The following is a 14,397-nucleotide window of genomic DNA, read 5'->3' on the forward strand; positions in this document are numbered from 1 at the left end:
CCGACCCTCGATGGTCTTGCCGGGGTGTCGAACGCTTTCGACCCCCATGGCGAGCTTGGCCGAGAAGCCCACCGCCGGTCGGTCGCTCCGGCGCCCTCACACAGAGACATGTGAGGGTGGCACGGTCTGGCTCCGGCGCGGGGTCGAGGACGCCCCGGCGGCCTGAGCTTCTCTACGAACCCCACGATGAGGACCAACCATGCCCAGGCTCACCACGACCGTCGACTATGCCGAGCGCGATGCCGCAATCGCGATCAACACCTACACGACGGTGCTGCGACGCCCCCGGGTGCCGCACGAGCTTTTCGCCACCTATTGGCGGGACGTGCACGGACCCCTGTGTGCGCGCATTCCCGGGCTCGGGTGGTACGTGCAACGACATCTCGATCGTGCGCAGGATGCCCATCTATGGCCAAGGGTCGAAGGGATCGGGCCGTTTGCGGACTACGAGTTGGACGGGGGCGTCGAGATCGGGTTCCGCTCCGCCTCGGACCAGGCAGCCTTCACGGAGGCATGCCCGATCCTGTTCGCGGACGAGCAGAACATGTTCGCCGCCACGGTCGCGTATGCGCTCCCGCACGGCTCGACGACCTTGGTGGACCGCGTGGCCGAGCCATCCCCGAACGGGGACGACGGCCTCGACAGGATCGAGATTCATTTCGGCGCCTCACACGGTAACGCGGCGGCCTTCGGCGAGCGCATCACCGAACTGGCCCGCTCCCTCGCGGCCGAGGCCGCCGTCCTGAAGGTGCGATGTCATCTGCCCGAGCCTTACGACAACGCGAAGCCCGCTCCGCCGGCGCCGAACGTGAATCACGCGGTGCCGAGCGAGCGTCGGCTGATCGCGGTCCTGGAACTGGCGTTCGGCTCGCCCCTGGAGCGGCGCACCGTTTACGCGTCCGATGCCTTTGCGGCCGCAACCTCGGGGCTGAGCGAGCATGTCGCCCATGCCTCGGCTTTCGCGGTCAGCGGCGTCTACACCTATGTCCGCGACGGGACGCTGACGCTGGCGGGCCTGCGTGGCAGCCGCCCCGCCCAACTCATCGAGCGGATCGGCGCGGTCAACCAGGTCGGTGAGGATGTGCGGCATCTGCTTCACACCGGGGAATTACCCCGTCGCTGAGTGATCGCCGGCATCCGCGCTTGGGTGATCCATCTCGATGAAGGTCGTCATGGATGGACTCCTTCTGCAGCAGGTTCGGCGGGGGCGCCGGTCTCGGCCTCGGCAGGACGGATCCGAAGAATCCGCAGCTCGGTGCCGGTTGCGTCGATGGTTTTGGCGGACAGGCCGGCGACGAGGCCCTCCGCCCAACGTTCCTGTCGTTCGCTCGTGCGGAGATGCCCAGGAAACGCGGGACCGGGTTACTCCATCAGCACCCTTGCCGCCGCCGCTCCGAGCGCGCGCACGCCGTAGGCCAAGTCCGAATCGCTGGTATCCTCCGCCCAGTGATGGCTGATGCCGCCGATCGACGGGACGAACAGCATGGCGGCCGGCAGGATGCGGGCGATGTTCTGGGCGTCGTGGCCGGCGCCCGAGGGCATCACCTGCCAACGGCCCGGGCAGATCTGCTCGGCCGCCTCCGAGAGAGCCCGCATCAGGGTCGGGTCGCAGGGGGCGGGGATCGCCTTGGACAGGGCGATGAGCGTGGCGGTGCAGCGCTCCCGCCGGTTCGACTCGCGCACCAGCGCGTCAAGACAGGCCTCCATCCGCTCCAGCACCGGGACCGACACGTCGCGGAACTGGAAGGCCACCTCGGCGCGGCCCGGGATGATGCTGTAACCGCCGGGATCGAGCGTGATCCGCCCTGTCGTCCAGGTGCTGCGCGGGCCGCAGACCTTCGGAAATTCCCGGTCGATGGCCGCGAGCAGGCGCACCGCAGAAAGCCCCGCATCCCTGCGCTCGGCCATGGTGGTGCCGCCGGCATGATCCTGATTGCCTTCGAACACGATCTGAAACTGCCAGATCGCCACGATGCCGCTGACCACGCCGAGATGCAGGCCGGCGGATTCGAGCTGCGTGCCCTGCTCGATATGCAGTTCCAGAAAGCCCCGGTAGCGGGCTGGATCGAGCCGCATGCGGGGCAGGTTGGCGAGACCGCTGGATTCGAGGGCCACGCGCAGGGGCGTGCCGTCGGTACGGTTGCGGGCGGCGTCGATTTCGGCCTCGGTCAGGTCACCGATCGCCGACCGGCTTCCCAGAAAACCACCGGAGAAGTGGCCTTCCTCGTCCGCGAAGGCGGCGACATCGACGGGAAGTCCGGCCCGCGCCAGCGCCAATCCGGCGACGACACCGAGCGCCCCGTCGAGCCAGCCGGCCTCATTCTGTGTCTCGATATGGCTGCCCACCAGGAGGTGGGGGCCAGGGCCGCGATGACGCCCCAGCACGTTGCCGATGCCGTCGATCGACGGCTCGAGACCGCAGACCTCGAGCCGGTCCATCAGCCAGCGACGCGCCTGCATATCCTCGGGCGAGAAGGTCGGCCGATGGACGCCGGTGCGGAACCGGCCGATCTCGCGCAAGGCATACAGGTCGGCCAGAAAGGTGTCGGTCTCGATCTCGCTCATGCTGGGTCCAGGCGGTTGATTGCGTTCGGTGGTCACCTCCCCACCGTCTTTCAGAGATCGAGGGTCACGCTGCCCCGAGCGCGCGAGACGCATGGCGTCATCCGGTCCTGGCGTTTCCCGACCGAGAGCACGGCATCGCGATGGATCACCGTACCGTCGCGGTAGCCGCACTCGCAGGCGCCGCAGACTCCGAGTTCGCACGAGGCGGGCTGAGAGACACCGTGCTCCCGCAGGACGTCGAGGAGCGAACGGTCTGCAGGCACGTGAAGCAGGGTGCCCGTGGATGCGATGCGCGCCTCGAAAGGCTCGGGCTTGAAGGCTTCGTCCGAGAGGGGGGCAAAGTGCTCCACATGGACCTGCTCCAGCGGCCAGCCCTGCGCGTCGAGGGCAGACTGGACGGCGTCGGTGAGACGCCGCGGGCCACAGGCATAGACGTGCGTGTCCCCCGCGAAGTCGCAGAGACGCGTTGGATCGAGGCGTCGACCTTCATCGGCGAACCAAACCTGTAGTCGGTCACCGCAGATCGCGCGGACATCCGCGAGAAGAGGCGCATCGGCGTGGGAGCGCGCACAGACATGAAGCGCGAAGTCCGCCGCTTCCGCCGCAAGCGTGCGTGCCATGGCGAGGAGCGGCGTCACGCCGATGCCGCCCGCCACGAGGATATGGCGCTGTGCATCAGGTGCGAGGGGGAAGTTGTTGCGGGGCGCGGAGACGTCGGCGACCGCGCCAACGGTGAGGTTGCCGTGCACCCAGGCCGACCCCCCGCGTCCCGCATCCTCACGCTTGATCGCGATCTCGTATCGACCGCGATCGGCAGGGTCGCCGCAGAGCGAATACTGGCGCACCCGCCCATCGGGTAGCCGAAGATCGACATGGGCGCCGGCTGTCCAGGCCGGCAGTTCCGGCCGTCGCGGATGGACCAGGGTGAGATGCAGCACGTCGGGCGTTGTCGCTACAGCCGCCGCGACCTGCAGCTTCATGACCAGGCGTGCGCTCATGGGCTAGTCCACCATCTCGATCGTATCGCCGACCCGGATGATGCCGCCGCGCTCGATCCCGCAATTGAGGCCCGAGCGGTTGTAGAGAGGCAGGTAGACAGGTTGGCCCAGGAGCTCCTCGAGGTATTTGCAGGGGAAGTTTAGCCGTCCGCCGCGCAGGATTACCTCGCCCACGCGAAAGCGACGCCCGACGAGATGGTTGAGCGGCACGCCGCGCACCGTGAGGTTGCGGCGGTGGTCGATGGGCGCGATGTGCAGGGGGGCGCTCTGGAGCGGCGGGTCGTTGCGGTTGATCGCATCGAGCGCCTCCTGCTCGATCAGGGTCACCTCACGGGTGTCGGGCTTGGGCGAATAGGTGCCGGAACCGAAATAGTAGCGGTCTCCCTCGATGCCGCGTCCGGCAACGCACCGAGCCTCGGCGCGCTCTTCCATCTCGTAGCTCGCCGCCGAAGCGGTATGGATGTTGAGCAGGCTACCCCGCCATCCCACCGCTCCACCCGGCACGCCGACAGCGATCGAACCGGCCGGGTGCGCGAACGCCTCGACCATGCGGGGGGCTGATGCGTCCGTCATCGCGCAATCTCCGACTGTGTCGCAAGCGCGATGGCTTCTATCTCGACCATGGCGTCGCGGGGCAACCGGGCGACTTCGATCGTCGAGCGCGCCGGGGCATCGCCGGGGAAGTGCTCCGCATAGACCGCGTTCATGGCGGCGAAATCGTTCATGTCCTTAAGGAACACAGTCGTCTTTGCGACTGTCGCCAGGCTCGCGCCACCTGCCTCCAGAACCGCCGCGAGATTGGCCAGGGAGGCCCTGGTCTGTGCCGCGATGCCGTCGGGAAACCCGCCCGTCTCCGGGTCGATCGGGAGTTGTCCGGAGGCGAAGACGAGATCGCCGACGCGTGTGGCTTGGGCATAGGGACCGGCGGCCGGAGCAGCCTTGTCCGTCTTGATGATCGTCCTGTTCATCCGTCCTCCTCGAAGCCGGCGCGGCTCCACAACATGTTTACGATACTGGATAATTATCCACTGTGAAGGATCCGCGAGGAGCGTTTCGCAGTTCGCGGCTCCGACCATCGCAAAGAAGCGGTCGCTCAGTCGATCTGCCGCCGCGCGGTCTCGGGTGAAAGGAACGCGGCGACCAGCGTCACGCAGGCCAGTACGATCAGGTAGACCGAGATCGGCCAGGTCGCGCCGCTGCTCCAGGTCAGCAGGGCGGCAGCGATGAGCGGGGTGAAGCCGCCGCTCAGGGCCGCTCCGACTTGGAAGCCGAGCGAGGCGCCGCTGTAGCGCAGGCGCGCATCGAACAACTCCGACATCCAGGCCGCCCCCGTCCCGAACATGATGCCCTGGCCGAAGCTCAGCGCCACTGCGACGGTCAGCGTGATGATGGTCGGATCGCGGGTGTCGAGAAGCTGGAACAGCGGGAAGGCGAAGACGATGGAAAACAAGCAGGCGACGACGAACAGGGTGCGGCGGCCGTAGCGGTCCGAGAGCCATCCGAAGACAGGAATCGTGAAGAGTTCGATGATCGCCGCGACCAGGATGCCGTTGAGGATGACGCTGCGCGGCAAACCGAGTTTCCCCGTCACATAGGAGATCGAGAATACCGTCACGATGCTGACATAGGCGATCTCCGACACTTTCAGGCCGACCGCCTTCAGGAAGGTGCGGGGATGCTCGGTGAGGATCTCGACGACCGGGATCTTGGATACGGCGGAGCGCTGCTTCACGCGCTGGAACGAGGGCGTCTCGTGCAGGCGAAGCCGGATAAAGAGTCCGACCCCAACGAGAAGGGCGCTCGCCAGGAACGGCAGGCGCCAGCCCCAGGAAAGGAACTCGGATTCGGGCATCAGCCCCGCCAGGGCGAAGGCTCCGATGGAGAGGATGACCCCCAACGGATAGCCGAGTTGGACGATGCTCCCGAAGAAGCCCCGCCGATGGGCCGGTACGCTCTCGACCACCATCAGGACCGCGCCGCCCCACTCTCCGCCGATGCCGATGCCCTGGACCAGCCGCAGGGTGACGAGCAGGATCGGTGCCCAGACGCCGATCTGGGAATAAGTCGGCAGGCAGCCGATCAGGAATGTGCCGAGGCCCATGATGATGATCGTCAGGGACAGCATGGCCTTTCGACCGATCTTGTCGCCGAAATGGCCGAAGACGATGCCGCCCAGGGGGCGTGCCAGAAAACCGACAGCGTAGGAGCCGAAGGCGGCGATCGTCCCGACGACGGGGTCGATGCTCGGAAAGAAGAGCTTGTTGAACACCAAGGCACTGGCGGTGCCGTAGATCAGGAAGTCGTACCATTCGACCGTCGTGCCGATCACGCTCGACCAGACGATCTGCCGTCGGTCCGCGAGGGACACCTCGTTCCGGTCGAGGCCGACTTCGGCCTCCATCGCGATCGCCGCACTGGCCATGATGATCTGCCCTCCACGAACTTGGAGAAATTTCCACTCATGTGGAGGCAATCGTCGTGCCACATGCGGCAGCGATCGTTTGGCGAGCCCAGGTCGCGCACGCTGTCGCCCGGCTGTGCGGCGAAAGCCGGGACGTCGCGGGATGGGGCGCGTGCAAACGTCAGGACGATCCCCTATTCAGGGGCGAAGCTGACCCGCACGGCCCTACTTGCCGGTCTACCGGGAGGATAGGAGTGGATGACGGCATGTCGGTGAGGGAGATGGTTGCCCCGGCGCAGACAGCGGCCGAAACGAGTTCCCAGGCCTACGTGTCCGAGGAGATCCGTCGCCGCCGCAGGGAACTCCACCTGTCCCTGGAGGCGCTGGCGACGCGCTCCGGCGTGAGCCGCTCGATGATCTCGAAGATCGAGCGCGCCGAGGCGGTGCCCTCGACCGCTGTGCTCTCCCGCCTGGCGGAGGCGCTCGGCGTGACCTTCTCGCGATTGATGTCCCCGGCGACCGAACTCGAGGTCCTGCTGATCCCGGCGCGTCGCCAGCCCATCCTTCGGGACGAAGAATCGGGCTTCCTGCGTCGCTGCTTGTCGCCGGTCCTACCGGGCCGAGGCATCGATCTGGTCCTGAACACCCTGCCGCCCGGTGGCAGCACGGGCGAGTTCACGGCCCATCGCCCCGGCGTCTCGGAATACATCTACATCCTGCGGGGCCGCCTGCGCGCCGTGATCGGCGACCGGACCGTGATCGCGGAGACAGGGGACAGCCTGTATTTCGAAGCCGATGCCGGGCACGCCTTCACGAATCTCGGCACGGACCCGTGCGAGTATATCCTGGTGATCGATCCATCCCGCGCTCGGTAGCGATCGTCCGTCGGGAGATCGGGGTTTCGCATGCGTTGCAGAGAATCGGCCTGAGAACGAACCGGAGCGCATCCTGCGATGGAAGACCGTTTCGACATCGCCGTCGTGGGCCTTGGCGCCATGGGCAGCGCGGCCCTCTATCAATTGGGGCTGAGGGGGGCGAAAGCGGTCGGCCTCGATCGCTTCGCCCCGCCGCATGCCCTGGGGTCGAGCCACGGAGAGAGCCGCATCACCCGGCAGGCCGTCGGGGAGGGCCGCGACTACGTCCCCTTCGTCCTGGCTTCGCACCGGATCTGGCGCGCTCTGGAGGCGGAGACCGGCGAGACGCTGCTGACGGCATGCGGCGCCTTGGTGATGGGACCGGGCAGCGGCGACACCTCCCATCACGGCAAGCCGGATTTCGTCGGGCGTTCGATCGATGCCGCACAGGCCTTCGCGATCCCGCACGAGGTCCTCGACGGAGGCGAGGTCGCGCGCCGTTTCCCGCAATTCCTGAATCTCAACGGCGACGAGAAGGCCTATTACGAGCCTGGCGGCGGTTACGTTCGCCCCGAACGCTGCATCGCCGCGCAACTGCGACGGGCCGGCGAGCTCGGCGCCGACATCCGCACCGGGACGACGGTGCTGTCGATTATCCAAGAGCCGGGCGGGGTCCGCATCGAGACCGAAAACGGCGTCGTCCTGGCCGATCAGGTGGTGGTCTCGGCCGGGGCCTGGACCGCCCCACTTCTCGGCGCGCCGTTCACGGAACTGCTCACGGTCAGCCGCCAACTCCTGCACTGGTACGCCCTCGACGACGCCTCGGCCTACGGCTCCGAGGCGCCGGTCTTCATCTGGATGCACGGTTCCGGCGACGCGGACTACCTCTACGGCTTTCCGCCCCTGCCGGGGGAGGCCCAGGTCAAGGTCGCCACCGAACAATACGAGACCTCCACGCTGGCCGAGGCCTTTGACCGCGCCGTGAGTCCCGAGGAATCCGCCGCCATGCATCGGCACCACGTGGCGGGCCGGCTCGCCGGCGCGACGGCGCGGGTGACCAAGGCCGCGGCCTGCCTTTACACCGTGACCCCCGACCGCGGATTCATCATCGACCGCCATCCGCGGATGGACCGGGTGCTCGTCGTCTCGGCCTGTTCGGGGCACGGCTTCAAGCACTCCGCCGGGATCGGCGAGGCCGTGGCGAACGAGATCATGCGGACCAGCGGGCGCATCGATCTCGAACCGTATTCGCTCGCGCGGTTCGGCTGATCCCCCCAGTGATGGCCTGCCGATTGCTTGACCCGGTTGGACCGGACAAGGCAGTCTCTCTGAAGAGGGTCCGTCGCGCCCGGATCTCGTATCCGGTCGACCCGGATGTCCCAAGCACAGGTGTTGTTTCATGCGCAAGCCGACAATGGCGTTCCTCGGCTCCGGTCTGCTTGCAGCGGCGACATTGCTTTCAGCCTCCTTGGCAACGGCTGCGGATGGGATCGAGGCGATCAAGCAGCGCGGGACGCTCATCGTCGGCGTGAAGGCGGATTACCGCCCCTTCGGCTTCCGCGATCCGAGCGGAGCGATCATCGGGTTGGAACCGGATCTCGCCGCCGACGTCGCCAAGCGCCTCGGCGTGAAGCTCGAACTCGTGCCGGTAGTCTCCTCCAACCGGATCGAGTTCCTGCAGCAGGGCAAGGTCGACCTCCTCATCGCCACGCTCTCGGACAAGCCGGAGCGCCGCCGCGTGGTGCAGGCCATCGACCCGCAATACTATTCCGACTTCGTCAACGTCATGCTGCCCAAGAAAGCCGGCATCACCGACTGGGCGCAGCTGAAGGGCAAGCCCCTCTGCGCCACCTCGGGCGCCTGGTACAACAAGGATGTTGCTCGCACATACGGTGCCGAGATCGTCGCCTTCGACGGCTCCGAGAAGCCGCTCTTCGCGCTCAAGCAGGGCAACTGCCTCGGCTACGTCTACGATCAGAGCATGCTGCAGGGGAAGCTCCTCGACGCCGACTGGAAGGCGGATTACGCCCTGCCGCTGAAGGGCATCTTCGACGCCCCCTGGATGATGGCGGTGGCGCCCGGTAACAGTTCGCTGCAGACGATGATGGAGGCCACGACCAAGGACTGGATGAAATCCGGTTTCATCGTCGAAGGCGAGAAGAAGTGGGGCATCGAGCCGACGGAATACTCGAAGGCGATGCACGAGAAGTACAAGAACGCGACCAACTGAGTGTCTCTCACGAAAGTCCCGCCGCGCAGCAGGGTTCAGGGCGAGAACCGGCCGCGGTTGGGAGTTTCATGAGGCACTCCGAGCCGCGCCGGGCCGATCGACCCGCCGTCTTGAGGAGCACGATGGACGCCGTTCCGAACTGGTTCCGGACCCTTTACGACACGACGGGCTTCAACTTCACGGTCTTCTACGACCCTTATGATTGGGACCGCTACGTCAACGGCCTGAAGACGACCCTGCTGCTGGCGGTGACGACGATTCTGGCCAGTCTCGTCATCGGCGCCGTTGGGGCACTCCTCCAGGGTGGCCCGTCGCGGCTCCTGCGCGGAGTCGTGAACGGCTTCGTCGTGGTGTTCCGCAACACGCCGCCGTTGGTGCAGATCTTCTTCTTCTACTTCGGGCTGGGCACCCTGCTGCCGGCTACCCAGACTGCAGACGGGTTGCGCGTGCCGATCCTCGACAACGTGCAATGGGCCATCGTCTCGCTGGCGCTGTTCGCCGGCGCCTTCAACGTCGAAATCTTCCGCTCCGGAATCGAGGCGGTGCCGCGCACCACCATCGAGGCTGCCGAGGCCCTCGGCTATACCCGCCTGAAGGCCTACCTCTACATCGTGCTGCCGCTCGCGCTGCGCGTCTGCCTGCCGGCCCTCAACAACAACCTCATCAACCTCCTCAAGACCACCACTCTGGCCTACGCCATCGCGGTGCCCGAGACGCTCTATGCGGTAAAGCAGATCTGGTCGGAATCGCAGAACGTGCTCGAGATGATGATCGTGCTGCTCGCCACCTACGCGGTCCTCGTCGGCGTCCTCGTCTGGATCATGCATCGCTGGGAGCGGGCCTTGCGGATCCCGGGATACAGCCGGTGAGGGTGCCGGAGCCGCCTGCAAGCGACCTGCCGGTCCTGCTGCCGTTCCGAGTCTCGCGCACGCGGACCCAGTTCGCCCTCCGCCCGACTCAAGGGTGGCTCCTCGGGGCGTGGCTCGCCGGCCTCGTCCTCGTGGTGCCGGCCTTCGCGCAAGGGCCGGACGCCGTGCTGTCGCCGCTCCAGGTCGTCCTGCGCTGGGCGCCGCTGCTGCTGACGGGCTTCGCCTTCAACGTCGCGATCTCGCTCGTGGCGATGCTCCTCGGCACGGGGGCGGGGCTCGGGCTGGGGCTCGCCCTGGTGAGCGAGGGGCCGGTCCTGCGCCGCATCGCCTGGGGCGTGACACAGTTCTTCCGCAACGTGCCCTGGCTGGTGCTGCTGTTCTTCGTGATGTTTCTCGTACCGTTTCAGGTCACGGTCTTTGGCCTGCGCGTGCCGCTGCCCGACTGGGCCAAGGCGACGGTGGGGTTCGCGCTGCCGGTGATGGCCAACGTCGCCGAGATCGTTCGCGGCGCCGTGCGTTCGGTGCCGGCCACTCAGTGGGAGGCGGCCGAATCCCTGGCCTTCACCCTGCGCCAGACCCTGTTCCGCATCATTCTGCCCCAATGCCTCAAGCGCATGCTGCCGCCCTGGATGAACGTCTACGCCCTGATCGCCATGGCGACGGTGCAGGCCTCCATCGTCGGTGTCACCGAGATGCTGACGTTGACGGCGCAGGTTCACGCCGCCGAAGGCGGGCGGCCCGAGCTGTTCGCGCCCCTCTACGGCTTCGCCCTGCTGTGCTTCTTCCTCTACTGCTACCCGATCGACCGGCTGACCGCGCGCCTGGAGCGGCGCTTCGAGACGGCATGAGGTCAGTGTTCCCTATGGTGCGTCCCCGATGCTGAAGGTCCCGACCGCCCATGCGCCGATCATCCAACTGCTCGACGTGCACAAGTCCTTCGGCGAAGCCGAGGTACTCAAGGGCATCAGCTTCAATGTGCGTCGCGGTGAGGTCGTCTGCATCATCGGGCCGTCCGGCTCGGGCAAGTCGACGCTGATCCGCTGCATCAACGCCCTCGTTCCGGTGACCTCCGGCACCATCCGGGTCGACGGGATCGAAGTGGCCGACTCGAAGCTCGACAAGCTGGCCCTGCGGCGCAAGGTCGGCATGGTGTTCCAGCAGTATAACCTGTTCCCCCACAAGACGGCGCTGCAGAACGTCATGATGGCGCCCATCCACGTGCTCGGCCAGGACAAGCGGGAGGTCGAGGCCCGGGCACGGGCGCTCCTTGCGAAGGTGCGGCTCGCCGGCAAGGAGGCGGCCTATCCCGGCGAGATGTCGGGCGGGCAGCAGCAGCGCGTGGCCATTGCCCGCTCGCTCGCGATGCGGCCGGACGTGATGCTGTTCGACGAGGTCACAGCCGCCCTCGATCCCGAGACGGTCAAGGAGGTGCTGGTCACCATCCGCGAGTTGGCCGAGGAGGGCATGACCTGCCTCCTCGTCACCCACGAGATGAACTTCGCGCGCGAGGTCGCCGACCACGTCTACTTCACCGATCTCGGTGTCATCGTCGAGCACGGACCGCCCGAGACCCTGTTCTCGTCCGCCGTCGATCCGCGCACGCGGCGATTTCTGTCCCAGGTTCTCTAGAAATCCATTCACGCCTATTCCGACGAGCTTCGAGGTCGGGGCTTTGGCTGCACACCCCGGCAGGCTTTACGTTCCATCGCCGAGCGTCGCACGAAGCCGGCGCGGAGCCCGTCAATGTCGGGCACGGACGACAAGGTCGGCCTCAGCCGCGATCCCTCGTCTATCTCCCGAGCAACTCACCCGATTCCTGACCCAGCCCATCGCTTGCGTGAGGTCCTCTGCGGAGCGGATCGAGATGCCCAGGATGTAGGCCTTCTGAATCACCGCCGTCAGTGCTTCTTATCCTGAGCTTGTCGGAGGGGTCGGCCGTGCGCTGCTTCTTCAGGAGGCCGGGAAGACACAACCCTTGCGCAGCCCTCCAACGCCGTCAGCCGCTCGGCCGCAAAGCCGATCATCGAGCTCAGAAAATCTGCGTCCGGGCTCTGCTCCATGAGGCCGCGCAGGGGCCTCGTCTCGTCGGTAATCAGGGAGCTCTCGGGCTCGGGGTTGGCAGTCGCAACCCGACCCCGCCCGACAACCGCCCCGCGCTACATCACCGCCCGGGCCACGACCTCAGCATCCCGTCGATGGTTCAGGGAATGGTTTTATCGCCGCTCTACACGACTATCTTCCGAGACAAGTAAATAAGTAGAATTTCACTGATCTGCAAAGCGATCGAACAGTAAAAATTAGTGTTATTATTTAATAAATATAAAACAACTATTTACGGATAATCGGTGCTCTAGTCGTGTAAATACATTGTTATTAATCTCAATCATCATCGGGCCAATAGTACGCTCGACGACGGGTCAATCGCTCCTGTTTACGGGATTGCCCGGCCCCGCGACGATGCCTGCGCGTTCACAGTCGCGAGCTTCATCGAGACACGGATGCGGCGGACGTTGTACGGCAATCACCCCAGCAACTCATCTTTGCCCCGACGCTGTTGGTTGGCTGCAGTGATCTTCTTCATCAGGCGGATCAGGGTCGCTTGCTCGTCTTCCGAGAGGGATTCGAGCGTCGCGTCGTGGGCCTGTCGTGCGGCCGCCTCCATCCGGCTCAGCAAGATGCGGCCGGCCGGAGTCAACCGGCAGCGTTGAGAGCGTCGGTCGGTCGGTGAAGCAGAGCGTTCGACGAATCCGCGTGCTTCCAGACGTTTGATGGCGCCGGTCGTCGTCGTACGGTCGAGAGCCACAGCATTGGCTAAGGTTGTCTGATCGGCTTCGCCGCGTTCTGCCAGCAAAGAGAGCAGGCTGTATTGCAGCGGAGTGATACGGAAAGCGCCACAACGCTCTGAAAAGAGGCTGACGTGAATCTGATGCAGCCGCCGTATCAGAAAACCCGGCCGTTCCGGCAGGAGCCAGGGCGATCCGAGGGGCTGAAGAGCCTCCGGTGAGGGCGCCGCATCCGCTTCAGCCAGCCCGCTTTCGTTCATCTGCGTCCCGTCTCCCGCTCCCGATCCGAAGCCCGGACGGTTCCTGGCACGTAACATGCGTGGGCAGATATACGAAGCATGCTTCGCATTTCCCGGTCGCGTCTATGCGAGGCGAGACGAAGGCCGGCGCGAGACGTTGGAGGAGATGACATGGACGGTGGTCGCTACGACACGTTGCTGCGCGGCGGACGGGTCATTTGCCCGGCCTCCGGCATCGACGGCATCAAGGACGTCGCCATCCGTGACGGGCGGATCGCTGCCGTCGAGGACCACATCGTCCCCTCTGCATCGACCGAGGTGGTGAACGTCCAGGGCAAGCTCGTCCTGCCGGGGATGATCGACACCCATGGCCACGTCTACCAATACGTCACCGGCCGGTTCGGACTGCCGCCGGACATGGTCGGCGTGCGCTCGGGCGTGACCACGGTGATCGACCAGGGCGGCGCGTCCTGCATGACCCTGCCGGGCTTCCGCCACTTCGTCGCGGAGAAGGCCGAGACCCGGATCTACGCCTTCCTCTCCGCCTACCTGGTTGGCGGCCTCGAAGGGCATTTCTACCCGAATCTCTACAGCCCGGACGGGGTCGACATCGACGCCACGGTAAAGTCGGCGGTGGAGAACCGCGACCTCGTGCGCGGCATCAAGGGCCATGCGGAGATCGGGGGCTTCGCCCGCTGGGGCATCAAGGTGATGGAGATGGCGGCCGAGATCAGCCGCCGGGCCGACCTGCCGCTCTACGTGCATTTCGGCCAGCTCTGGGGCCTGCCCGAAAGCGGCGCCAACGGCGAGGACGCCAACACCATCATGGAGCGGGTGATCCCGCTGCTGCGCCCCGGGGATTTCCTCGCCCACCCGTTCACCCGCCATCCGGGCGGCTTCATCAACGAGGAGGGCGTGGTCCACCCGATCATCCGGGCGGCGATGGATGCGGGCCTCCGGGTGGATGTCGGGCATGGCAGCCACTTCTCCTACCGGGTCGCCCGTGCCTCCCTGCCGGCGGGCGTCATGCCCTACACGTTGGGCGCCGACATGCACGGCTACAACACCGAGGTGCCGCGGCCGGCGGGTACCCCCGACGAACACCATGACGACGAGAACCATCCCTTCCTGGGCCAGGCCCGCTTCAGCCTGACCCAGGCCATGAGTTCGATGATGGCTCTCGGCCTCAGCCTCGAAGAGGTCGTGCCCATGGTGACGAAGCACCCGGCCGAGATGCTGGGCCTCTCCGACCGGATCGGCGCCCTGACGCCGGGTTTCGCCGCCGACGTCTCGGTGCTCCACGACCATCGCGGCCGGTTCCTGCTTCGGGACAACGAGGACACCCAGGTCATCGCCCAGCGCCTGCTGCAGCCGGCCTTCTGCCTGCGCGCCGGCAAGCGCTTCGACGCCGACTCGCCGATCCTGCCCAGCGCCATCGCAGCCTGACCCTGGCACTCG

General features: G+C 66.3%; 14 protein-coding genes and 1 pseudogene. 8 read left to right on the forward strand and 7 right to left on the reverse strand.

The window, feature by feature from the left end; all coding sequences use genetic code 11:
- The first annotated feature begins 199 nt into the window (after window positions 1–199).
- Complete coding sequence (locus tag ASF26_RS14755) at window positions 200–1,123, forward strand: hypothetical protein (protein WP_056255397.1); 924 nt, start codon at window positions 200–202, stop codon at window positions 1,121–1,123.
- Between the two features lie 239 nt (window positions 1,124–1,362).
- Here ASF26_RS14755 and ASF26_RS14760 read toward each other — a convergent pair whose 3' ends face one another.
- From ASF26_RS14760 to ASF26_RS14780, 5 genes are all read right to left on the reverse strand, one after another.
- Window positions 1,363–2,565, reverse strand: coding sequence for a Zn-dependent hydrolase (locus ASF26_RS14760; protein WP_056255400.1), 1,203 nt, complete (start codon window positions 2,563–2,565; stop codon window positions 1,363–1,365).
- A 50-nt stretch (window positions 2,566–2,615) separates the two neighbouring features.
- Window positions 2,616–3,563, reverse strand: a complete 948-nt coding sequence (locus ASF26_RS14765) for a PDR/VanB family oxidoreductase (RefSeq protein WP_056255402.1) — start codon at window positions 3,561–3,563, stop codon at window positions 2,616–2,618.
- Window positions 3,564–3,566: 3 nt separating this feature from the next.
- Window positions 3,567–4,136, reverse strand: coding sequence for an MOSC domain-containing protein (locus ASF26_RS14770; protein ID WP_082477646.1), 570 nt, complete (start codon window positions 4,134–4,136; stop codon window positions 3,567–3,569).
- Complete coding sequence (locus ASF26_RS14775; protein WP_056255404.1) at window positions 4,133–4,531, reverse strand: Rid family detoxifying hydrolase; 399 nt, start codon at window positions 4,529–4,531, stop codon at window positions 4,133–4,135. The genes ASF26_RS14770 and ASF26_RS14775 overlap by 4 nt, the downstream gene beginning before the upstream one ends.
- A gap of 125 nt (window positions 4,532–4,656) precedes the next feature.
- Window positions 4,657–5,964: an MFS transporter gene (locus ASF26_RS14780; RefSeq protein ID WP_200925945.1), complete on the reverse strand. Its 1,308-nt coding sequence runs from the start codon at window positions 5,962–5,964 to the stop codon at window positions 4,657–4,659.
- A gap of 266 nt (window positions 5,965–6,230) precedes the next feature.
- Here ASF26_RS14780 and ASF26_RS14785 point away from each other — a divergent pair, with 266 nt between their 5' ends.
- The 6 genes from ASF26_RS14785 to ASF26_RS14810 all read left to right on the forward strand — a co-directional run bounded on the left by ASF26_RS14785 (window position 6,231) and on the right by ASF26_RS14810 (window position 11,546).
- Entirely contained in the window at window positions 6,231–6,839 is a 609-nt protein-coding gene (locus tag ASF26_RS14785) for an XRE family transcriptional regulator (protein WP_056255409.1), read from the forward strand.
- A gap of 78 nt (window positions 6,840–6,917) precedes the next feature.
- On the forward strand, window positions 6,918–8,087 hold the full coding sequence (gene solA / locus ASF26_RS14790; protein ID WP_056255411.1) for an N-methyl-L-tryptophan oxidase: 1,170 nt from the start codon (window positions 6,918–6,920) through the stop codon (window positions 8,085–8,087).
- A 130-nt stretch (window positions 8,088–8,217) separates the two neighbouring features.
- The gene (locus tag ASF26_RS14795; protein ID WP_056255413.1) at window positions 8,218–9,048 is read left to right on the forward strand and encodes a transporter substrate-binding domain-containing protein; all 831 of its coding nucleotides are present in this window, start codon (window positions 8,218–8,220) and stop codon (window positions 9,046–9,048) included.
- A 122-nt stretch (window positions 9,049–9,170) separates the two neighbouring features.
- Window positions 9,171–9,917: an amino acid ABC transporter permease gene (locus ASF26_RS14800; protein WP_056255415.1), complete on the forward strand. Its 747-nt coding sequence runs from the start codon at window positions 9,171–9,173 to the stop codon at window positions 9,915–9,917.
- Window positions 9,914–10,765, forward strand: a complete 852-nt coding sequence (locus ASF26_RS14805; RefSeq protein WP_156463000.1) for an amino acid ABC transporter permease — start codon at window positions 9,914–9,916, stop codon at window positions 10,763–10,765. Before ASF26_RS14800 ends, ASF26_RS14805 begins: the two co-directional genes overlap by 4 nt.
- A gap of 28 nt (window positions 10,766–10,793) precedes the next feature.
- Window positions 10,794–11,546: an amino acid ABC transporter ATP-binding protein gene (locus ASF26_RS14810; RefSeq protein WP_056255419.1), complete on the forward strand. Its 753-nt coding sequence runs from the start codon at window positions 10,794–10,796 to the stop codon at window positions 11,544–11,546.
- Between the two features lie 195 nt (window positions 11,547–11,741).
- Here the strand turns inward: ASF26_RS14810 and ASF26_RS23475 are convergent.
- Window positions 11,742–12,010 (reverse strand): annotated as a pseudogene (locus tag ASF26_RS23475) (IS256 family transposase); the annotation flags it as partial.
- 428 nt (window positions 12,011–12,438) lie between these two features.
- Window positions 12,439–12,960: a MarR family transcriptional regulator gene (locus ASF26_RS14815; RefSeq protein WP_056255421.1), complete on the reverse strand. Its 522-nt coding sequence runs from the start codon at window positions 12,958–12,960 to the stop codon at window positions 12,439–12,441.
- A gap of 150 nt (window positions 12,961–13,110) precedes the next feature.
- Here ASF26_RS14815 and ASF26_RS14820 point away from each other — a divergent pair, with 150 nt between their 5' ends.
- On the forward strand, window positions 13,111–14,385 hold the full coding sequence (locus ASF26_RS14820) for an amidohydrolase/deacetylase family metallohydrolase (protein WP_056255423.1): 1,275 nt from the start codon (window positions 13,111–13,113) through the stop codon (window positions 14,383–14,385).
- The last annotated feature ends 12 nt before the right edge of the window (window positions 14,386–14,397 follow it).

It is taken from the genome of Methylobacterium sp. Leaf93 (assembly GCF_001422345.1).
Lineage (GTDB): Bacteria > Pseudomonadota > Alphaproteobacteria > Rhizobiales > Beijerinckiaceae > Methylobacterium > Methylobacterium bullatum.